The organism is Arthrobacter sp. NicSoilB8, assembly GCF_019977355.1.
In the GTDB taxonomy this organism is placed as follows: Bacteria; Actinomycetota; Actinomycetes; order Actinomycetales; family Micrococcaceae; genus Arthrobacter.
The window spans coordinates 2431886-2452405 of the sequence record NZ_AP024655.1; the positions used below are offsets into that span (position 1 = coordinate 2431886).

15 protein-coding genes are annotated in these 20520 nt (G+C 68.1%); 12 read left to right on the forward strand and 3 right to left on the reverse strand.

Annotated elements, in window-relative coordinates; translation table 11 throughout:
* Positions 1 to 61: 61 nt before the first annotated feature.
* From LDO15_RS10885 to LDO15_RS10895, 3 genes are all read right to left on the reverse strand, one after another.
* Positions 62 to 1420, reverse strand: a complete 1359-nt coding sequence (locus tag LDO15_RS10885; RefSeq protein WP_223987266.1) for an alpha/beta fold hydrolase — start codon at positions 1418 to 1420, stop codon at positions 62 to 64.
* Between the two features lie 19 nt (positions 1421 to 1439).
* Entirely contained in the window at positions 1440 to 1964 is a 525-nt protein-coding gene (locus LDO15_RS10890; protein WP_223986963.1) for a GNAT family N-acetyltransferase, read from the reverse strand.
* A gap of 71 nt (positions 1965 to 2035) precedes the next feature.
* Entirely contained in the window at positions 2036 to 4582 is a 2547-nt protein-coding gene (locus LDO15_RS10895) for a DEAD/DEAH box helicase (RefSeq protein WP_223986965.1), read from the reverse strand.
* A 158-nt stretch (positions 4583 to 4740) separates the two neighbouring features.
* On the opposite strand from LDO15_RS10895, the gene LDO15_RS10900 reads away from it, so the two are divergent.
* From LDO15_RS10900 to LDO15_RS10955, 12 genes are all read left to right on the forward strand, one after another.
* Positions 4741 to 5520: a trans-aconitate 2-methyltransferase gene (locus LDO15_RS10900; RefSeq protein WP_223986968.1), complete on the forward strand. Its 780-nt coding sequence runs from the start codon at positions 4741 to 4743 to the stop codon at positions 5518 to 5520.
* Between the two features lie 135 nt (positions 5521 to 5655).
* Positions 5656 to 7440 carry an ABC transporter ATP-binding protein gene (locus tag LDO15_RS10905; RefSeq protein ID WP_223987269.1) on the forward strand — a complete coding sequence of 595 codons (1785 nt, stop codon included), beginning with the start codon at positions 5656 to 5658 and terminating at the stop codon, positions 7438 to 7440.
* 119 nt (positions 7441 to 7559) lie between these two features.
* The gene (locus LDO15_RS10910; RefSeq protein WP_223987272.1) at positions 7560 to 9419 is read left to right on the forward strand and encodes an ABC transporter ATP-binding protein; all 1860 of its coding nucleotides are present in this window, start codon (positions 7560 to 7562) and stop codon (positions 9417 to 9419) included.
* Positions 9416 to 9808 (forward strand): GntR family transcriptional regulator, encoded by a 393-nt coding sequence (locus LDO15_RS10915; protein WP_223986971.1) that lies wholly within the window; start codon positions 9416 to 9418, stop codon positions 9806 to 9808. The genes LDO15_RS10910 and LDO15_RS10915 overlap by 4 nt, the downstream gene beginning before the upstream one ends.
* A 176-nt stretch (positions 9809 to 9984) precedes the next feature.
* Positions 9985 to 12825, forward strand: coding sequence for an excinuclease ABC subunit UvrA (gene uvrA, locus LDO15_RS10920; protein WP_223987274.1), 2841 nt, complete (start codon positions 9985 to 9987; stop codon positions 12823 to 12825).
* Between the two features lie 192 nt (positions 12826 to 13017).
* Entirely contained in the window at positions 13018 to 13779 is a 762-nt protein-coding gene (locus LDO15_RS10925) for an HAD hydrolase-like protein (RefSeq protein ID WP_223986976.1), read from the forward strand.
* Positions 13766 to 14434 carry a lysophospholipid acyltransferase family protein gene (locus LDO15_RS10930; RefSeq protein WP_223986978.1) on the forward strand — a complete coding sequence of 223 codons (669 nt, stop codon included), beginning with the start codon at positions 13766 to 13768 and terminating at the stop codon, positions 14432 to 14434. Before LDO15_RS10925 ends, LDO15_RS10930 begins: the two co-directional genes overlap by 14 nt.
* A gap of 110 nt (positions 14435 to 14544) precedes the next feature.
* The gene (gene uvrC, locus LDO15_RS10935; protein ID WP_223986980.1) at positions 14545 to 16551 is read left to right on the forward strand and encodes an excinuclease ABC subunit UvrC; all 2007 of its coding nucleotides are present in this window, start codon (positions 14545 to 14547) and stop codon (positions 16549 to 16551) included.
* Positions 16552 to 16673: 122 nt separating this feature from the next.
* Entirely contained in the window at positions 16674 to 17597 is a 924-nt protein-coding gene (gene rapZ, locus LDO15_RS10940) for an RNase adapter RapZ (RefSeq protein WP_223986981.1), read from the forward strand.
* The gene (gene yvcK, locus LDO15_RS10945) at positions 17597 to 18616 is read left to right on the forward strand and encodes a uridine diphosphate-N-acetylglucosamine-binding protein YvcK (RefSeq protein WP_223986982.1); all 1020 of its coding nucleotides are present in this window, start codon (positions 17597 to 17599) and stop codon (positions 18614 to 18616) included. The genes rapZ and yvcK overlap by 1 nt, the downstream gene beginning before the upstream one ends.
* Positions 18617 to 18626: 10 nt before the next feature.
* Positions 18627 to 19607, forward strand: a complete 981-nt coding sequence (gene whiA, locus LDO15_RS10950; RefSeq protein WP_223986984.1) for a DNA-binding protein WhiA — start codon at positions 18627 to 18629, stop codon at positions 19605 to 19607.
* Between the two features lie 165 nt (positions 19608 to 19772).
* Positions 19773 to 20396 (forward strand): superoxide dismutase, encoded by a 624-nt coding sequence (locus tag LDO15_RS10955; protein WP_028276840.1) that lies wholly within the window; start codon positions 19773 to 19775, stop codon positions 20394 to 20396.
* Positions 20397 to 20520: the final 124 nt, after the last annotated feature.

The window sequence follows — 20520 nt, forward strand, 5'->3', positions numbered from 1 at the left end:
GAAATCACTGCCGTTATATGCCCTCTCGAGGGGGCACCCGGCTGCGGTCAGGGCAGTCCGGTCAGCGGCGGGCGGAGCGGGCCATGCCCAGCAGGCGGCCGAAGATCGCCTCGCCGTCGTCCGCGATGCCGTCATGGTGAAACTCGTCGGTCTCCCACACCTGCAGGCCGCGCACGGCGGCCGCCGTTTCCAGGGAGAGACCGCGGTCCACGTAGATGTCGTCGGTGTAGACGGCCGCGGCGACGGGCACGGTGTTGAGGGCCAGCCGTTCCGGATCGTACAGCGGCGCCCAGTCGTCCTTCTCGGCGAGCAGGTGGGCCACGTCGCGGAGCGGACGCAGGGCAGGGTCCTGCTCGAAGTACCAGGGGTAGACCATTTCCCCGGTCAGGAGAGGTTCGCCGGCGTCGGGGCGGAACTCGGGGAATTCCTCCAGCACCCGCCAGGCGGCCCAGTTGGTGGCTCCGGCCTGGCCGTAGATGGACTCGTGCATCAGCGCGTACAAGGGGTTGGCGGCCCGGGACACGAGGCCCCGGACCTGGTCCAGGAAGGCATCGGAGAGGCGGTTGCCGCCGGGCGTGGACACGAAAGCGTCCTCGAGCAGGTGGTGCAGCGCGTCCACCCGGGTGTTGCCGCCCAGGAAGGAGCCCACCATCTGGAACCGTTCCACGGTGAGCCGGTCGCCGTCGGGCAGGAACTCCTCGGTGTCCCGCAGGTGCCGGGCGATCCGGGTGACGGCGGCACGGTCCTCGGGGTACCAGGCGAAGTATTCGGCGTTCCGGGCCGCGACCCGCTGGAACGTGGCCCGGTACACCCGCTCCGCGGAGCCGCCCAGCGGGGGCAGGCCGCCGGTGACGAGCACTTCGCGGAGTCCTTCGGGGGCGAACGAGAGGTAGCTCAGCGCACAGAAGCCGCCGTAGCTCTGGCCGTAGACGGTCCAGGGGGCGGAGCCCAGGGTCGCCCGGATGGCCTCGGCGTCGGCGACGATTGAGTCGGCACGGAAATGCGTCAGGTAGCGGGCCTGCTCCGCCCCGGTGCCGCGCAGGGGGAGCGTGTTGCGGTCAACGGCCGAGGACAGTCCGGTGCCGCGCTGATCCAGCATGAGGATGCGGAAGTTCCGCGCGGCAGCCTTGCTCCAGCCGCCCAGGGCCGGGAGCCGGTTGCCCCTGCCGCCGGGGCCGCCCTGCAGGTACAGCAGCCAGGGCAGCTCGGCTGCCTCGTCCTCGCTGTGTTCCGTGGACACGTACTCGCGTGCGAACACCGTGACGGATTCACCGCGGCGTCCTGCCTCGCTGAAATGGTCCAGGGGCACCTGGAAGTAGTGTTCTGCGGTGCGCATGCCGCGGTAGGTGTGGCGTGCCCGGACGGTGTGCCGGACGTTGTGCCCGGCGGCGGGCGCAGATTCCAGGAGGGCCGCTCCCATGAGCCCCGTCAGCGGAAGATCAGCCACGGGCGGCCTCCGCACGCGAATTGCCACGGGAATCGGCGCGGGAGCTGCCGAACGCCTCCAGCGCGGCGCCGGTAAGGCGGAACGTCGACCACTCCTGCATCGGGGCGGCGCCGAGCTTCCTGTAGAAGTTGATGGACGGCTCGTTCCAGTCCAGGACGCTCCACTCCACGCGCGCGTACCCGCGGTCGACGGCGGTCGCGGCCAGGTGCTGCAGCAGCGCCTTGCCGTGGCCCTCGCCACGGGCCTCGGGCCTGACGTAGAGGTCCTCGAGGTAAATCCCGTGGACGCCTTCCCACGTGGAGTAGTTCAGGAACCAGAGCGCGAAGCCCCGGACCTCGCCTGCAGTGTTCTCCGCCATCGTGGCAAAGACCCGCGGGTTCTCGCCGAAGAGGACCTCGGTGAGCATCTCGGGAGTGTTCCGGACGGCGTCCGGCTCCTTCTCGTAGAGGGCGAGGTCGTGGATCATCTGCAGGATGGCAGGGACGTCATGCGGGGCGGCAGGCCGGATTACACTCATTGTCCAAGTTTACCCGCGGCGTGTGGCGCCGCCGGGTCCGGCGCCAGAGGCCCGGCGACAGAGGCACGGCGTTAGAGCCGGTTGACGTCCGTGACGCGAACGACGGCGGTCCCGGACTCATCGGATGCCTCCAGATCCACCTCGGCGGAAATGCCCCAGTCGTGGTGGCCGGCCGGGTCGGCGAAGATCTGCCGGACCTTCCACAGTCCGGGTTCCTCGGTGATGATCAGCAGCCCGGGTCCGCGGGCGTCCGGGCCGGTGCCGATGTCGTTGTGTTCGTCGAAGTAATCATCCAGGGCGTCTTCCCAGCGCTCCGCGTCCCAGCCGGACCCGGCGTCGAGCTCACCCAGGGCGGTGGCGGCCTCATCGGCGAACAGCTCCACGCGGCGGAACATCTCATTGCGCACCATCACCCGGAAGGCCCGGATGTTGGAGGTCAGCGACGGCGGCGGGGGCGGGGGAGCGTCGTGCGGTGTGGGCGCGGCGCCGGACGTGAGTTCTTCCCACTCGTCGAGCAGGCTCGAGTCGACCTGGCGCACCAGTTCACCCAGCCAGGCGATGAGGTCCTCGAGGTCCTCGCGGAGGGCGTCCTGCGGGACGGTCTGGCGCAGGGCCTTGAAGCCGTCCGCGAGGTAGCGCAGCACGATTCCCTCCGAGCGGGCCAGGCCGTAGAACTGGACGAATTCACCGAAGTTCATGGCGCGCTCGTACATGTCCCGGACCACGGATTTGGGTGCGAGTTCAAAGTCGCCGACCCACGGCGCGGCCTTGCGGTAGACATCGAAGGCCTCGCCGAGGATCGCCGCGAGCGGCTGCGGGTACGTGACCTCCTCCAGCATCGCCATCCGCTGGTCGTACTCGATGCCGTCGGCCTTCATCGCTGCGATCGCTTCGCCGCGCGCCTTCTTCTGCTGTGCGGACAGGATCTGGCGCGGCTTCTCCAGGGTCGATTCGATCACGGACACGACGTCCAGGGCGTACGACGGCGACTCCGGATCCAGCAGTTCCAGGGCCGCGAGGGCGAAGGGGGACAGGGGCTGGTTGAGGGCGAAGTTTGCCTGCAGGTGGACGGTGAGCCGGACCGTGCGGCCGTCAGCTCCCTGCTCCTCAGGGGGGATCCGCTCCACGACGCCTGCGGCGAGCAGCTCGCGGTAGATGCCCAGGGCCTTCTTCATGAGCTGCAGCTGGGAGGACCGGGTCTCGTGGTTCTCGGTAAGCAGGCGGCGGGCGGCCTGGAACGGGTCGCCCGGGCGTTCCATGAGGTTCATCAGCATCGCGTGGGTCACGGTGAAACTGGACGTGAGGGGATCCGGAACAGACTCCACGAGCCGTTTGTACGTCGGCTCGCCCCAGGACACGAAGCCTTCCGGGGGCTTCTTCTTAACCACCTGGCGCAGCTTCTTCTGGTCGTCGCCGAACTTGGCCGTGGCCTTGGCCATCGCCTTCACGTTCTCCGTCACGTGCTCCGGGGCCTGGACCACCACGGTTCCGGCCGTGTCGTACCCGGCGCGTCCGGCCCGTCCGGCGATCTGGTGGAACTCGCGGGAGTTCAACAGCCGCGTGCGGACGCCGTCGTACTTGCTCAGGGCCGTGAGCAGCACGGTGCGGATGGGCACGTTGATGCCCACCCCGAGGGTGTCGGTTCCGCAGATGACCTTCAGCAGCCCGGCTTGGGCGAGCTGCTCGACGAGCCGGCGGTACTTCGGCAGCATGCCGGCGTGGTGGACGCCGATCCCGTGCCGGACCAGCCGGTTGAGGGTCTTGCCGAAGCCCGCGGCGAAGCGGAATCCGGCGATGAGCTCGGCAATTTTGTCTTTTTCCTCGCGGGTGCAGACGTTGATGCTCATCAGGTTCTGGGCCCGGTCGATCGCCTCGACCTGGCTGAAATGAACGACGTAGACCGGGACCTGCTTGGTGGCGAGAAGCTCTTCGAGGGTCTCGTGCACCGGGGTCTGCTCGTAGTAGTAGTGCAGCGGAATGGGACGTTCGGCGGAACTGACGGTCGTCGTCGGGCGGCCGGTCAGCTGGGTGATCCCGGCCTCAAAGCGGCTGACATCGCCGAGGGTGGCGGACATGAGCAGGAACTGCGCCTGGGGAAGCTCCAGCAGCGGCACCTGCCAGGCCCAGCCGCGCTGCGGGTCCGAATAGAAGTGGAATTCGTCCATGATGACGGCGCCGAGCTCTGCGGCGGCGCCCTCGCGGAGGGCGATGTTGGCCAGGATCTCCGCGGTGCAGCAGATGATCGGGGCGTCCTGGTTGACGCCGGAGTCACCGGTGATCATGCCGACGTTTTCGGCCCCGAAAATCTCGCACAAGGCGAAAAATTTCTCCGAGACCAGGGCCTTGATCGGGGCCGTGTAGTAGCTGCGCGCTCCGCGGGCCATGGCCTGGAAGTGCGCGGCGATGGCCACGAGGGATTTTCCGGACCCGGTCGGCGTGGCGAGGATGACGTTGGAGCCGGCGGCCAGCTCCATGATGGCCTCATCCTGGGCGGTGTAAAGGGCGAGGCCGCGGGTCTCGGTCCACTCCACAAACCGGGTGTAGAGCTCGTCCGGGTCCAGGGCCGTCCTGCCGGGAATTCGGGCGGCCGGGGCGGGGAGCTGATCAACGAGTTTCATTGCTTTCCAGCTTAGTGCCCGCTCAATGCCCGCGGCACCGGCGGGCCGTGCGCCGCGCGCGCCGGGTGCGTGCCTCCTTGGCTGGCCAACGGGGCCGGACTACGCTTCGGTTAGGAGAACAGCCGGACAGGACAGCAGAGCCGGGGACTGGAGGCACCATGAAGTGGGATCCCGAAAAATATGTGCAGTTCGGGGATTACCGGGACAGGCCCTTCTTTGACCTGACCGGGCGGATTCATGCCGAAGCTCCGCGGCACGTCGTCGACCTCGGATGCGGTCCCGGGAACCTCACCGCGACCCTCGCGGACCGGTGGCCCGGGGCGCAGGTGGTCGGCCTGGACTCGTCGCAGGAGATGCTGGCCGCGTCCAGGGGCCATGCGGCCGCGGCGGCCAATCTCTCCTACGAACTGGCCGATATCCAGCATTGGCTGCCGTCCGGCGACACGGACGTGGTGGTCACCAACGCCGCCCTGCAGTGGGTGCCCGGCCACCGACAACTGCTGCCGGCATGGCTCGATGCGCTCAAACCGGGCGCCTGGTTCGCGCTCCAGGTGCCGGGGAACTTCAACGCACCCTCCCACACCATAATGCGGGAGCTGGCGGAGTCCCCGGCCTGGGCCGGGCGGCTCGCCGGGGTGCTCCGCCACGACGACGTCGTCGGGGAGGCGGCGGAGTACCTGCAGATCATGCTCGACGCCGGTTGCGCCGCCGACGCCTGGGAGACCACGTACCTGCAGCTGCTCCCGGGCTCCCACCCAGTGCTGGAATGGGTCCGCGGCACCGGGCTCCGGCCGGTTCTGGCGGCGCTGCCGCACGACGAGGCCGGGGAGTTCGAGGCCGAGTACTCGGCGCGGCTGGACGCCGCGTATCCCGCGGGCCGGCACGGGACGGTCTTCCCGTTCCGGCGCACGTTCGCGGTGGCGCAAAAACGCGCGTGAGCTGCGTGCCTTGGACGTGACACGAGGCACTCCGGAATGGGGCTTACAATGACGTGGCGGCATGGGGGCAGCCGTTAGGCTGTTTCCCGTTCCGGGCCCTGGGCTAGTGATGGAGGTTCGGTGCTAACAGGCCTGATGACGCGGCTGCTGTCCGCGCATAAGGGGAGCGTGCTGGCCATCGTTGTGCTCCAGCTCGTGCAAACCACCGCCAACCTGCTCCTGCCCACCCTCAACGCCGCGATCATCGACGACGGCATCATCGGCGGCGACACGGGGGAGATCCTTCATCTCGGCGGCTGGATGGCCGGCATCGCTGCCGTCCAGGTGGTCACGGCCATCGCGGCCGGATACCTGGGCGCCGTTGTCGCCATGAACCTCGGCGGCCAGCTGCGCGGGGAACTGTTCGCCAAGGTGCAGTCCTTCTCCTCCCAGGAGGTCGGCGTCTTCGGTGCGCCCAGCCTCGTCAACCGCGCCACCAACGACGTCGCCCAGATCCAAAACCTCGCCGTCCTGATCTTCACCATGCTGATTGCAGCCCCCGCCATCTTCATCGGCGGCATCGCGCTGGCCGTGCACCAGGACGTCGTCCTGTCCTGGATCGTGGTCGCGGTCATCCCGATCCTCACGGTGATCATGGCCATGATCGTGCGCCGACTGATTCCCCTCTACCGTGAGGGCCAGGGGCTCCTGGACCGGATCAGCCGGGTGCTGCGCGAGCAGATCATCGGCGCGAATGTGATCCGCGGCTTTGTCCGCCAGGACCACGAGATGCGCCGTTTCGACGAGGCGAACAAGGACCTCACCCGCAACAACCTGCACTCTGCCCTGCTGGTGGCCGGGATGATGCCGATGATCATGCTGGTGGTCAACCTGTCCTCCGTGTGCGTCGTCTGGTTCGGCGGCCACCGGATCGACGCCGGCGAAATGCGGCTGGGTGCCCTCACGGCGTTCATGGCCTACATCCTGCAGATCTTGATCGCCATCATGATGGCGATGTACGTGTTCATGACCGCTCCGCGGGCGGCGGCGTGCGCGGAACGTATCCGCGCGGTGCTGGACACCGTGCCGGCCATCGCGGACCCGGCCGCACCCGCCGCTCCCGCCACGCCCGATGGCGGCGCCGCAGGGCCTGGCCGTGCGCTGCGTGGCCGTGCGCTGCCTGGCACCGCACGCTCCGGGAATGCCGTCGGGTTCCGGAACGTGACTTTCGCCTATCCCGGCGCGGAGGCACCCGTGCTGGACGGCGTCTCCTTCACCGCCGCACCGGGGACCACGACGGCGATCATTGGGGCGACCGGCAGCGGCAAGACGACGCTCCTGAACCTGCTGCCCCGGTTCCTGGATGCGACCGCCGGCGAGATCAGCATCGGCGGCCGCGACGTGCGGGCCATGCCGCTGGATGTCCTGCGCGGCCTCATCTCGATGGTCCCGCAGCAGTCTCACCTGTTTTCGGGCACGGTCGCGGAAAACCTCCGGCTCGGGTCGCCCGCGGCCGGGGACCAGGAACTGTGGCAGGCGCTCGGGGCCGCCCAGGCCGCCGATTTTGTCCGCGACCTGCCGCTCGGGCTCGAGGCGCCCGTGAGCCAGGGCGGCACCAACTTCTCCGGCGGCGAACGGCAGCGCCTGTGCATCGCGCGGGCCCTGCTCAAGGACGCCCCCGTCTACCTGTTCGACGACAGTTTCTCGGCCCTGGACTACGGCACGGATGTGAGGCTCCGTGCGGCGATTGAGCCGCTGCTGCGTTCGGCGACCGTGCTGATCGTGGCCGAACGGGTGGCAACAATCGTGGACGCCGGGCTGATCCTCGTGCTGGAGGGCGGCCGCCTCGTCGCGCAGGGGACACACAGCGAACTCATGGAGTCCTCGCCAAGCTACCGGGAAATTGCCGCCTCCCAGTTCGTGCTGGAGGAAGCCCCGTGAGCCGCGGCGGGGCATCCCGCACGGGGGCCGGGACGGCTGCGGGGACGGAGGCTGACAAGCGCACCAAGTGGCGGGCCGCGCGCCGGCTGATTGGCCTGCTGCGGCCGTTGAAGTGGCGGATGGCCGGTGTCATCGCGGCCACATGTGCCTTCGTGACACTCAACGTGGCGGCCCCCAAAGTCCTGGGTGAGGCCACCGACGTCGTCGTTTCGGGTTTCCTGGGCGGTTCCCTCGATGAACAGGTGCTGGCGGGACGGCTACTGGCGGTTTCCGCCATGTACGTCGGGGCGTCGCTGTTCAGCTGGATCCAGGGCGCCCTGACGGCCACCGCCGTTCAGCGGCTCAGCTACGGGCTCCGCGGCGCCGTGGAAAAAAAGCTTCATGTGCTGCCGTCCAGCCATTTCGAGGAACAGCGCCGCGGCGAGGTGCTCAGCCGGGCCACGAACGACGTCGACAACATCTCGCAGGCCCTCAACCAGCTCCTTAACCAGCTGATCATGTCGGTCCTGATGCTCTCCGCCGCACTCGCCATGATGCTGTGGCTCTCGCCGCTGCTGGCACTGATCGCGGTCCTGTCCGTGCCCGTGTCCACTTTCATCACTGTCATGGTGGCCCGGCATTCCCAGGCGCACTTCACGGAGCAGTGGAGCAGCACAGGAGCCATGCACGCCCAACTCGAGGAACTCTTCACCGGTCACGAAGTGGTCAAGGCCTTCGGCCGGCAGGAGGAGTCGGCGGCGAGCTTCCGGGACTGCAACGACAAGCTGACGCGTTCCAGTGCCCGCGCCCAATACCTGTCCGGCATTGTCCAGCCGCTGATGGTGTTTGTCGCCAACCTCAACTACGTTGCGGTGGCTGTTGTGGGGGCGCTCCAGGTGACGGCGGGGGCCATGACGATCGGCGGCATCCAGGCCTTCATTCAGTTCTCCCGCCTGTTCAGCCAGCCGATGGGCCAGATCGGCGGGATGCTGACCCTCCTGCAGTCCTGCCTGGCCTCCGCGGAGCGTGTGTTTGAGCTGCTCGACGCTCCGGAGATCCCGCCGGACACCGGGGTGCCGGCCGGTTCAGCAAACGGCGCCGGCAAGCACCGCGGCGCAGGTGCTCCGCGAAGAATCCCTGGCGCGCTCAAATCCACCGGCCAGCGCAAATCCCCTAACGGGCGCAAATCCCCGAACGGACGCGGCGCCCATGTGCCACCGCATCCGGGCACGGTGGCGGGCCGTGTCACTTTCGAGCACGTTAGCTTCAGCTACAGCCCCGGGACCCCCGTGGTGCAGGACCTTTCCTTCACGGTGGAGCCGGGCCAGACTGTGGCCATCGTGGGACACACCGGGGCGGGCAAGACCACCGTGGTGAACCTCCTGATGCGCTTCTATGAGCTCGACTCCGGGCGGATCCTGGTGGACTCAACCGACATTGCCGGCATCCCGCGGGACGAGCTGCGGTCCATCTTTGGAACGGTGCTGCAGGACGCCTGGCTGTTCACCGGCAGCATCAGGGAGAACATCGAGTACGGCCGGCCCGGGGCCTCCGACGCCGACATCGTCGAGGCGGCCCGGGCCAGCCACGTGGACCAGTTTGTCCGGTCCCTGCCGGCCGGCTACGCCACGATGCTCGGCAACGACGGCGACTCCCTGAGCCGGGGGCAGCGCCAGCTGGTCTCGATCGCGCGGGCGCAGCTCGCGGGGCGCAGCATCCTGGTGCTGGACGAGGCGACGAGTTCCGTTGACAGCCGCACCGAGGTGCAGATCCGGCACGCAATGGAGCGGCTGCGGCAAGGTCACACTAGCTTCGTGATCGCACACCGTTTGTCCACGGTGCGTGACGCTGATCTAATTCTCGTCATGGACCACGGACGGATCGTTGAACACGGAACCCACCAGCAGCTGCTGGCCAGGAGCGGGCTCTACAAGGATTTGTATGCGGCACAGTTCGCCGGTCGCGAACAGGTGGCTGCCGCCCCGGAGCCGGAACTGTGAGCCCCGCCGACACCGCGGGGGAGCGTTTCCCCGGTGCCTGGCGGACCAATCCGGCCAGCTCCGTCCCGCTTTTCGAACAGCTCCGGCTCTACGTCATTGAACGCGCCGACAACGGCACACTCGCACCCGGCACGAGGCTGCCGGCGGTGCGGAGCCTCGCCGGCGAACTGGGCGTGGCACCCCACACGGTGGCGCGCGCCTACAAGGAACTGGAGGCGGCCGGCGTCGTGGTGACGCGGGGCCGGAACGGCACGGTGGTCTGCGCCCGCGACGCCGCCTGGAGCTCGCTGTCTGCCGCCGCCGCCGAGTTCGCCGCGGCCGCCAAGGCGCAGGGCGCGAGCTTCGCCGAGGCGGTGCAGCTGCTGGCCGCCGCTTACGACCGGCACTAGCACATCCGGGGCCGCCCCGCGGCGCTCGGAATAGTTTTTCGAAGAAGTTTTCGATTAGCATTAGATTCGTGCCTAAAGCTGTAGCTGAAGATCCAGCCGTTGAAGTCCAGTCCGCCATCGAACCGCTGGCAGCCCGTGAGGCCGTCCCGTCCCGTCCCGCGGTCAAACGCCCGGACATGACACGGCTGGTGGTCAAGGGGGCCCGCGAGCACAACCTGCGCAACGTCGACCTCGACCTGCCGCGCGATGCCATGATCGTCTTCACCGGCCTGTCCGGGTCCGGCAAGTCCTCCCTGGCGTTCGACACCATCTTCGCCGAAGGCCAGCGCCGGTACGTTGAATCGCTCTCGGCCTACGCCCGGCAGTTCCTCGGCCAGGTGGACAAGCCCGACGTCGACTTCATCGAAGGACTCTCGCCGGCGGTGTCCATCGACCAGAAGTCCACAAGCAAGAACCCGCGCTCGACCGTCGGCACCATCACCGAGATCTACGACTACATGCGCCTGCTCTGGGCCCGTGTTGGCCGGCCGCATTGCCCCGTCTGCGGTGAGCCCGTGACGAAGCAGACCCCGCAGCAGATCGTGGACCAGCTGCTCGAGCTCCCGGACGGCACACGCTTCCAGGTGCTGGCACCCGTGGTCCGCGGCCGCAAGGGCGAGTTCGTCGACCTCTTCAAGGAACTCACCGCCAAGGGCTACTCCCGGGCCCGTGTGGACGGCGAGCTCGTCCAGCTGAGCGATCCGCCGAAGCTGGGCAAGCAGTTCAAGCACACCATCGAAGTGGTGGTAGACCGCCTCGTGGTCAAGGAAGGCATCAGCCAGCGCCTGACCGACTCCGTCGAAACCGCCCTTGGCCTGGCCGAGGGCCGTGTCCTCGCCGAATTCGTCGACCTCGACGCGGATGACCCCGAGCGGATCAGGGCGTTCTCCGAACACCTTGCCTGCCCCAACGAGCACCCGCTCGCCATAGACGAAATCGAGCCGCGCTCCTTTTCCTTCAACAACCCCTTCGGCGCCTGCACCGCCTGCAGCGGCATCGGCACCAAGCTCGAAGTGGACGAGGAACTCATCATCCCGAACCCGGAGCTCTCGCTTGCGGAGGGCGCCATCGCGCCGTGGTCGCTGGGCACCGCCACCACCGAGTACTGGAACCGGCTGCTCGGCGGCCTCGCCAAGGAGCTCGGCTTCTCCATGACGACGGCGTGGGAGAAGCTCGACGCCGATGTCCGGCAGACGGTGCTGCACGGCAAGGACCACAAGGTGGTGGTGCAGTACCGGAACCGCTTCGGCCGGGAACGCAAGTACAGCACCGGCTTCGAGGGCGTGGTGCAGTACGTCCACCGCAAGCACGGCGAAACCGATTCCGACTCGGCGCGTGACCGCTACGAGGAATATATGCGCCAGGTCCCGTGCCCGGCCTGTAACGGCGCACGGCTGAACCCCGCGTCGCTCTCGGTGCTGATCAACGGCAAGTCGATCGCCGAGGTCGCGGCGCTGCCCATGCGCGAATGCGCGCACTTCCTCGACAACCTCGTCCTGACCGGGCGCGAAGCCCAGATCGCCCACCAGGTCCTCAAGGAAATCCAGGCCCGGCTGACCTTCCTGCTCGACGTCGGGCTCGAGTACCTGAACCTGGAACGTCCGTCCGGGACCCTGTCCGGCGGCGAGGCGCAGCGCATCCGGCTTGCCACGCAGATCGGCTCCGGCCTGGTCGGCGTTCTCTACGTCCTGGACGAGCCGTCCATCGGCCTGCACCAGCGCGACAACCGCCGCCTGATTGAAACGCTCACCCGGCTCCGGGACCTCGGCAACACCCTGATCGTGGTGGAGCATGACGAGGACACCATCCAGGAGGCCGACTGGGTAGTGGACATCGGACCGGGCGCCGGCGAGCACGGCGGCATGGTGGTCCATTCCGGTTCCTACCAGGCGCTGCTGGAAAATACGGACTCGCTGACCGGCGACTACCTCGCAGGCCGGAAGAAAATTGAGATCCCGAAGAAGCGGCGCAAGTACGACAAGAAGCGCGAGCTCAAGGTGGTCGGGGCAAAGGAGAACAACCTCCTCAACGTTGATGCCAGCTTCCCGCTGGGTCTCTTCACCGCCGTCACCGGTGTCAGCGGCTCCGGCAAGTCCACCCTCGTCAACGAGATCCTCTACAAGGTGCTCGCCAACAAGCTCAACGGCGCGAAGCAGGTGGCCGGCCGGCACAAATCCGTCCAGGGCCTCGAGCACCTGGACAAGGTGGTGCACGTCGACCAGAGCCCGATCGGACGCACCCCACGGTCGAACCCGGCCACCTACACCGGCGTGTTCGACCACATCCGGAAGCTCTTTGCCGAGACCACCGAGGCCAAGGTCCGCGGCTACCTCCCGGGCCGGTTCTCCTTCAACGTCAAGGGCGGACGCTGCGAGGCCTGCTCCGGCGACGGCACCCTGAAGATTGAGATGAACTTCCTGCCGGACGTTTACGTCCCCTGCGAGGTCTGCCACGGTGCCCGGTACAACCGTGAAACCCTGGAGGTCCACTACAAGGGCAAGACCATCGCGGACGTGCTGAACATGCCCATCGAGGAAGGGGCCGAGTTCTTCGCGGCTTTCTCCCCGATCGCGCGGCACCTCAACACGCTCGTCGACGTCGGTCTCGGCTACGTCCGGCTGGGCCAGCCCGCCACCACACTCTCCGGCGGCGAGGCCCAGCGCGTGAAGCTCGCCGCCGAACTCCAAAAGCGTTCCAACGGCCGCAGTGTCTATGTCCTGGACGAGCCCACCACGGGGCTGCACTTCGAGGACATCCGCAAGCTCCTCATGGTGCTGCAGGGCCTCGTGGAGAAGGGCAACACGGTGATCACGATCGAGCACAACCTCGACGTCATCAAGAGCGCGGACTGGATCGTGGACCTTGGCCCGGACGGCGGCTCGGGCGGCGGCCGGGTTGTCGCCTCGGGTACCCCGGAGCAGGTCGCAAAGTCCACCGACAGCCACACTGCCGCGTTCCTCGCCGAGCTCCTGGCCTGAGCTTCTGACCTCTGGGACCGTCCCAAGAGACCGGCCGCAGGCGAAGCGGGCGGGGAAGTGCGTGGCTGCGGCGGGCGCTTCCCCCGCTGCGGCACGGTATTTCCCTGCTGTCCTCGACGGGGGCATACCTGATGTATGCCTGAAGGCGCATGCGAATTTCAGGCATTCGCGCACTCGTGAGAAACTAAGCCGGTGACGCATACAACAGTGCCCGTAATCTTCGACCTTGACGGCACTCTTGTCGATCCGGCCGGAGGGATAACCGGCGGGATCGCAGCGGCCCTCACCGAACTTGGCCTGCCGGTTCCGGACAAATCCCGGCTGGACGCCATGATCGGACCCAAGCTGAGTCATTCCCTCACTGAAGTCGCCGGCGTCCCGGCGGCGCTTCTGGAGGATGTCATCAGGATCTATCGCGCGCACTACGCTGCCACCGGCATCGCGCAGAGCCGGCTTTACCCGGGAATCCGCGCCCTCCTCGAGGACTTCGTGGCCGCCGGCCGCCCCATTGCCGTCGCCACCCAGAAACCGGAGGGACTGGCCCGCACGGTGCTGGCGCACCACGGCATCGCCGGGCTCTTTCACAGCATCCGGGGCTCTGCGGCCGATGAGGCAGCCGGCGGGGCGGGCGGCCGCAGGGAAGCCGTCCCTGTGCCCGAAGGCAAAGCAGGTATCGTCGCGGCCGCCCTCGCGGACCTGGCGGCAGCATCCCCCGCGACGGCCGGCCGGGCCGTGATGGTGGGGGACCGGGCACAAGACGTGGCCGGAGCGGCCGCCAACGGACTGGAGTGCATCGGCGTAGGCTGGGGTTTTGCGCCCGACGGCGAACTGCAGGCGGCCGGCGCCGTCGAGATCGTGCACACCACCACGGCGCTTCACGCGACGATCACCCGACTTGCCGGACGCCCGGCGACCACAGCCCTGAACGAGGTGCACACCGATGGAAATGTTTGACGTAATCCGCTGGACCACGCGCGGGCTCATATCGTCCACCTGCCGTCCCACGGTCATCGGCCTGGAAAATGTGCCCAAGGACGGGCCGTTTATTGTGGCCCCGAACCATCTCTCCTTCCTGGACAGCGTGATCGTCCAGGCCCTCATGCCGCGGCCCGTGGCGTTCTTCGCGAAGGCCGAATACTTCACCACCGGCGGCGTCAAGGGCAAGGTCATGAAGTCCTTCTTCGAAGCCGTGGGCTCCATTCCCGTGGAGCGCGGCGAGCAGGCGGCCAGCGTCCAGGCCCTGAAGACGCTGCTGGACATCCTCGACGCCGGCCGCGGCGTGGGCATCTACCCCGAAGGCACCCGCTCCCGCGACGGCATCCTCTACCGCGGCCGCACCGGGGTCGGCTGGCTGGCCCTCACCACCGGCGCGCCGGTAATCCCGGTGGGCCTGATCGGCACGGAACACCTGCAGCCGGCGGACAGCAAATCCGTCAAGCCGCAGCACTTCACCATGAAAGTGGGCGAGCCACTGTACTTCGAGAAGACCGGGCCGGACCACTCCCTGCCGGCCCGCCGCCAGGTCACGGACCGCATCATGGATGCAATCGCTGAACTGAGCGGCCAGGAACGCTCCACAAGCTACAACCAGAGCAAATCGGCCGAATAGCACCCGGCTGGCCGGCCTGCCTGCCGAACAGCACCGCCGGCCCCGGCCGAGGCCAGGGCCCCGGCGGGGGCCGGTGCCCGGCACCTCCGGCGGCTCAGTAGACTTGTACCGTGGCAGATCCAGCGAGTTACCGACCCCAGACAGGTGAAATTCCGACCAATCCGGGCGTGTACCGCTTCCGCGATCCGCACGGCCGGGTCATCTATGTCGGCAAGGCCAAGAACCTGCGGTCGCGGCTGAACTCCTACTTCGCCAACCCCGCCGGGCTCATGCCGAAGACCTACGCGATGGTCCACACGGCCAGCAGCGTCGAGTGGACGGTGGTGGGCAGCGAGCTCGAGTCGCTGCAGCTCGAATACACCTGGATCAAAGAATTCACGCCACGCTTCAATGTGATGTTCCGGGACGACAAGAGCTACCCCTACCTGGCCGTCACGATGGGGGAGAAGTATCCGCGGGTCCAGGTGCTGCGCGGTGACCGGCGCAAGGGTACCCGGTACTTCGGCCCATACACCGCCGGCGCGATCCGGGACACCATGGACACCCTCCTGCGCGTGTTCCCGGTGCGGAGCTGCAGCGCCGGCGTGCTCAAACGCGCCGAAGCCAGCGGCCGGCCCTGCCTCCTGGGCTACATCGACAAATGCTCCGCGCCCTGCGTGGGCCGGATCTCCGCCGAGGACCACCGGGCCCTCGCCGAGGACTTCTGCACCTTCATGGGGGGCGAAGCCAAGCCGTTCGTCAACCGGCTGGAACGGGAAATGGCCGCGGCAGTCGCCGAGCTCGACTATGAGCGCGCCGCGCGCCTCCGGGACGACATCGTGGCGCTGAAGAAGGTCTTCGAACGCAACGCCGTGGTCCTCGCGGAGGGCACGGACGCGGACGTCTTCGCCCTGCACGAAGACGAGCTCGAGGCCGCCGTCCAGGTCTTCCACGTCCGCGGCGGCCGGATCCGCGGCCAGCGCGGCTGGGTGGTGGAAAAGGTCGAGGACTCCACCACGCCCGAGCTGGTCGAACACCTGCTCCAGCAGGTCTACGGCGAGGAAGCCGGACTGCAGGGCCGGCTGCCCCGCGAAGTCCTGGTTCCCACCGAACCCAGCAACGCCGAGGAACTCGCGCAATGGCTCAGCGGCCTGCGCGGCGCCCGGGTGGACGTCCGGGTGCCCCAGCGCGGCGACAAGGCCGCACTCCTGTCCACGGTCCGTGAGAACGCCGAGCACGCCCTCAAACTCCACAAGTCCCGACGCGCCGGCGACCTCACCATGCGCTCCCAGGCCCTGCAGGAACTCCAGGAAGCCCTCGACCTCCCGGTCGCCCTGCTCCGGATCGAATGCTTCGACATCTCGCATGTCCAGGGCACCAATGTGGTCGGCTCCATGGTGGTGGTGGAAGACGGGCTGCCCAAGAAGTCCGACTACCGGAAATTCACCGTGACCGGGGCAGCCGCCGCCGACGACACCGCGGCCATGCACGATGTCCTGACCCGCCGGTTCCGCCACTATCTCGACGAGAAGCGCGAGCAGGCGGCAGCCGCGGCCAAACCGGCACACCAGGCCGCACTGGAAGCGGCAACCGCCGCGGCGGTCGCCGACTCCACCACGCCGGCGCCGCGCAGCAAATTCGCCTACCCGCCCAACCTCGTCGTCGTCGACGGCGGCAAACCGCAGGTCAATGCCGCCGCCCGGGCGCTGGCGGAACTGGGCATCGAGGACGTGTACGTGGTGGGCCTGGCCAAGCGGCTCGAAGAAGTGTGGCTGCCGGACAGCGACTTCCCGGTGATCCTGCCGCGAGCGTCCGCCGGCCTGTACCTGCTGCAGCGGATTCGCGACGAGGCGCACCGGTTCGCCATCACGTTCCACCGGCAAAAGCGCGGCAAGGCCATGACCGTCTCCGCGCTGGACGGCGTGCCGGGGCTGGGGGAGTCGAAGCGCAAAGCCCTCCTGGCCGAGTTTGGGTCCGTCAAGGGCATCAAGGCGGCGACGCTGGAAGAACTCACCGGCGCCAAGGGGATCGGCCCGTCGCTGGCCGCCGCGATCGTCCGGCACTTCAGCGCCGACGGGGAAGAAGCCGTCACGGTTCCGGCCGTGAACATGACGACCGGTGAAATCCTCGACGCTTAGCTAGCTCCGCCAAACTTAGCTAGGGTAAAGACTTGGGTAACGGCCCCGGCGCGGCATCACCGCTGCCCGGCCGGAACTTCACGGCAACAACAGATCGCACAGGCAGAGATGGGGCTTCACTGATGGCAGAGTCGACGGCAGGATCCGGGACGGATGAGGACGGCATGACACCCGTCAAGCCCGTCGAGGCGGAACTGCTCGTGGTGACCGGCATGTCCGGAGCCGGCCGCAGCACCGCCTCGGACGCCCTGGAGGACCACGGCTGGTATGTCGTAGAAAACCTCCCGCCGCAGATGCTCGGCACGCTCGCCGAGCTGGTATCGCGGACACCGCACTCGATGTCCAAACTCGCCGTCGTGATGGATGTCCGGAGCAAGGAACTGTTCGTCGACATGCGCGCGGCACTCCGCGCCCTGGAGGCGACCGGCGTGAGCTTCCGCGTCTTGTTCCTCGACGCCAATGACGGCGTCCTGGTCAGGCGCTTTGAGCAGGGCCGCCGGCCCCACCCGCTCCAGGGCGGCGGCCGGATCCTCGACGGCATTGCCGCCGAACGCGAGCTTGTCCGTGAACTGAAGGACACCGCCGACATCGTCCTGGACACGTCCTCCCTCAACGTCCACGGCCTCGCCACTGCCATCACCGAGCTCTTCAGCGAAACCGGGCCCGTGGCGCTCCGGCTGAACGTCATGAGCTTCGGCTTCAAATACGGGCTGCCGGTGGACGCCAACTTCGTGGCCGACGCCCGCTTTATTCCCAACCCGCACTGGGTCCCGCAACTGCGACCGCATACCGGGCTGGACAAGGACGTCAGCGACTACGTGCTGGAGGCCCAGGGCGTCAGCGACTTCGTCGAACGCTACGTCCTGGCCCTCGAACCGGTCCTGGACGGCTACCGGCGCGAGAACAAGCACTACGCCACAATCGCCGTCGGCTGCACCGGCGGCAAACACCGCTCCGTGGCGGTGGCGGTGGAGCTTTCACGGCGGCTGGCGCAATACCCGCGCGTCACCGTGACCACGACGCACCGGGACCTGGGCCGCGAGTAATGGCGCTGCTGACCGGACCCCTGCCCCTTGTCCCGCCCGCCAGCGCGGCCTTCGCCAGCCAGCAGGACAAGGGCCCCTCGGTCGTGGCGCTCGGCGGCGGCCACGGCCTGTCCGCTTCGCTGTCCGCGCTGCGCCTGCTCACCTCCGAGCTCACCGCGATTGTCACTGTCGCGGACGACGGCGGATCCTCCGGCCGGCTCCGTGAGGAGTACGGCGTCCTGCCGCCAGGCGACCTTCGCATGGCCCTGTCCGCGCTGTGTGACGACACGGACTGGGGCCGCACCTGGCGGGACGTCATGCAGCACCGTTTCGCCCCCGGCAAGGGCCGCGGCGGTTCCCTCGACGAACACGCCATGGGCAACCTCCTGATCGTCACGCTCTGGGAACTCCTGGGCGACACGGTCGCCGGCCTCAAGTGGGCCGGAGCCCTGCTCGGCGCGCGCGGCGAGGTCCTGCCGATGTCCAGCATCCCGCTGACCATCGAAGGCCAGGTCCGGGTTACGGCCCCGGACGGCACCACCGCACTGCAGACCCTGACCGGCCAGGCCAGGTGCGCCGTGGCCGGCTCACTGGAGCATGTCCGGCTGCTGCCGGAGAACGCGCCCGCGTGCATGGAGGCCCTGACCGCAATCGAGCTGGCCGACTGGGTGATCCTGGGCCCGGGCTCCTGGTACACGTCCGTCCTGCCGCACCTGCTGCTCCCGGAAATGCGCGAGGCCCTGTGCAACACGGCGGCCCGGCGCTGCCTGACGATGAACCTCGCCACGGACACCAAGGAGACCGCCGGCATGAGCGCCGCCGACCACCTCCGGGTGCTGCGCGAGTACGCGCCGGACTTCACGATCGACGTCGTCCTGGCCGATCCGGCGTCGGTCCAGGACGTGCCCGACTTTCAGCACGCGGCCGGAATGCTCGGTGCCGAGGTGGTCTTGGGTAAAGTGGGGGCGTCTGGTCGCCGTCCGGTCCACGATCCGTTGCGGCTGGCGACGGCGTACCACGATATTTTCGGGAATAGTTAGGAAAGGTGCCATGGCACTGACAGCATCAGTCAAGGAAGAACTTTCCCGTCTGGATATCAAGAAATCCTCAGTCCGCAAGGCCGAGGTATCGGCCATGCTCCGCTTCGCGGGCGGGCTGCACATCATTTCGGGCCGCATCGTGATCGAGGCCGAGGTCGACCTCGCCTCGACCGCCCGGCGGCTTCGCGCCGCGATCGCCGAGGTCTACGGCCACCAGAGCGAGATCATCGTCGTCTCCGGCGGCGGCCTGCGCCGCGGCAGCCGCTACGTGGTGCGCGTGGTCCGCGACGGCGAGGCCCTCGCCCGCCAGACGGGCCTCCTGGACACCCGCGGGCGGCCTGTCCGGGGCCTGCCCTCCGTGGTGGTCAACGGCTCCGCCGCGGACGCCGAGGCCGTCTGGCGCGGCGCCTTCCTGGCGCACGGCTCGCTCACCGAGCCCGGCCGCTCCTCCGCCATGGAGGTCACGTGCCCCGGCCCCGAGTCGGCCCTGGCCCTCGTCGGCGCCGCGCGCCGCCTCGGCATCCAGGCCAAGGCCCGCGAGGTCAGGGGAGTGGACCGCGTGGTGATCCGCGACGGCGACACGATCGCCGCGCTGCTGACCCGGATGGGCGCCCACGACGCGCTCATGGTCTGGGAGGAACGGCGCATGCGCAAAGAAGTCCGCGCCACCGCCAACCGGCTCGCGAACTTCGACGACGCCAACCTGCGCCGCTCGGCCCAGGCGGCCGTCGCCGCCGGCGCCCGGGTGGACCGCGCCCTGGAAATCCTGGGCGACGACGTCCCGGACCACCTCAAGTACGCCGGCGAACTGAGGGTTGCGCACAAACAGGCCAGCCTGGACGAGCTGGGACGCCTCGCCGAGCCCGTCATGACCAAGGACGCCATCGCCGGCCGGATCCGCCGGCTCCTGGCCATGGCGGACAAACGGGCCCAGGACCTCGGCATCCCTGGCACGGAGGCCAATGTGACGCCGGAAATGCTCGACGACTAGCCCGCCCCTAGAATCGGATCCAGACGGTGGAAATACCTCGGCGACATCGGAGGTTATGCCCACCGGATCCCGGATTCACCACATACTTCCGGGTGCCTGGCCACCCGGATGCACAATCCGAGATATACCGAACCGGACAACCTGTCCACGACATTGGAGGATTTTGTGACCGAGTACGTACTGCCCGAGCTCGACTATGACTACGCGGCGCTGGAGCCGCACATCTCCGCGAAGATCATGGAGCTGCACCACAGCAAGCACCACGCCGCCTACGTGGCCGGCGCCAACAACGCCCTCGCCCAGCTGGCCGAGGCGCGCGAAAAGGGTGACTTCGCCAACATCAACCGCCTCTCCAAGGACCTCGCGTTCCACACCGGCGGCCACATCAACCACTCCGTCTTCTGGAAGAACCTGTCCCCGGACGGCGGCGACAAGCCCGAGGGCGAGCTCGCGGCTGCCATCGACGACGCCTTCGGCTCCTTCGACGCTTTCCGCGCCCAGTTCAGCGCCGCGGCGCTGGGCCTGCAGGGTTCCGGCTGGGGTTTCCTGGCCTACGAGCCGATCGGCGGCAACCTGGTCATCGAACAGCTCTATGACCAGCAGGGCAACGTCGCACTTGGCACCACCCCGCTGCTGATGCTGGACATGTGGGAGCACGCCTTCTACCTGGACTACGTCAACGTCAAGGCCGACTACGTCAAGGCGTTCTGGAACATCGTGAACTGGGCCGACGTCGCCAAGCGCTTCGACGCCGCCCGCAAGAACGCGACGGGTCTCATCACGCTCTAAGCGTGAGCTGGCCGACACCTGCTTGTAACAAACCTCACATTACGGGCCGTTCGGCCCGAAATGTGGACGGACTGCCCCCGCACTTGCGGGGGCAGTCCCAGTTAAACGTAAGATGGATCACGGA

Excerpts from the sequence above, each read along its gene's own strand:
- LDO15_RS10885 (WP_223987266.1), bottom strand. The coding sequence starts at position 1,420 with ATGGGAGCGGCCCTCCTGGAATCTGCGCCCGCCGCCGGGCACAACGTC.
- LDO15_RS10890 (WP_223986963.1), bottom strand. The coding sequence starts at position 1,964 with ATGAGTGTAATCCGGCCTGCCGCCCCGCATGACGTCCCTGCCATCCTG.
- LDO15_RS10895 (WP_223986965.1), bottom strand. The coding sequence starts at position 4,582 with ATGAAACTCGTTGATCAGCTCCCCGCCCCGGCCGCCCGAATTCCCGGC.
- LDO15_RS10900 (WP_223986968.1), top strand. The coding sequence starts at position 4,741 with ATGAAGTGGGATCCCGAAAAATATGTGCAGTTCGGGGATTACCGGGAC.
- LDO15_RS10905 (WP_223987269.1), top strand. The coding sequence starts at position 5,656 with ATGACGCGGCTGCTGTCCGCGCATAAGGGGAGCGTGCTGGCCATCGTT.
- LDO15_RS10910 (WP_223987272.1), top strand. The coding sequence starts at position 7,560 with ATGGCCGGTGTCATCGCGGCCACATGTGCCTTCGTGACACTCAACGTG.
- uvrA (WP_223987274.1), top strand. The coding sequence starts at position 9,985 with ATGACACGGCTGGTGGTCAAGGGGGCCCGCGAGCACAACCTGCGCAAC.
- LDO15_RS10930 (WP_223986978.1), top strand. The coding sequence starts at position 13,766 with ATGGAAATGTTTGACGTAATCCGCTGGACCACGCGCGGGCTCATATCG.
- rapZ (WP_223986981.1), top strand. The coding sequence starts at position 16,674 with ATGGCAGAGTCGACGGCAGGATCCGGGACGGATGAGGACGGCATGACA.
- yvcK (WP_223986982.1), top strand. The coding sequence starts at position 17,597 with ATGGCGCTGCTGACCGGACCCCTGCCCCTTGTCCCGCCCGCCAGCGCG.
- whiA (WP_223986984.1), top strand. The coding sequence starts at position 18,627 with ATGGCACTGACAGCATCAGTCAAGGAAGAACTTTCCCGTCTGGATATC.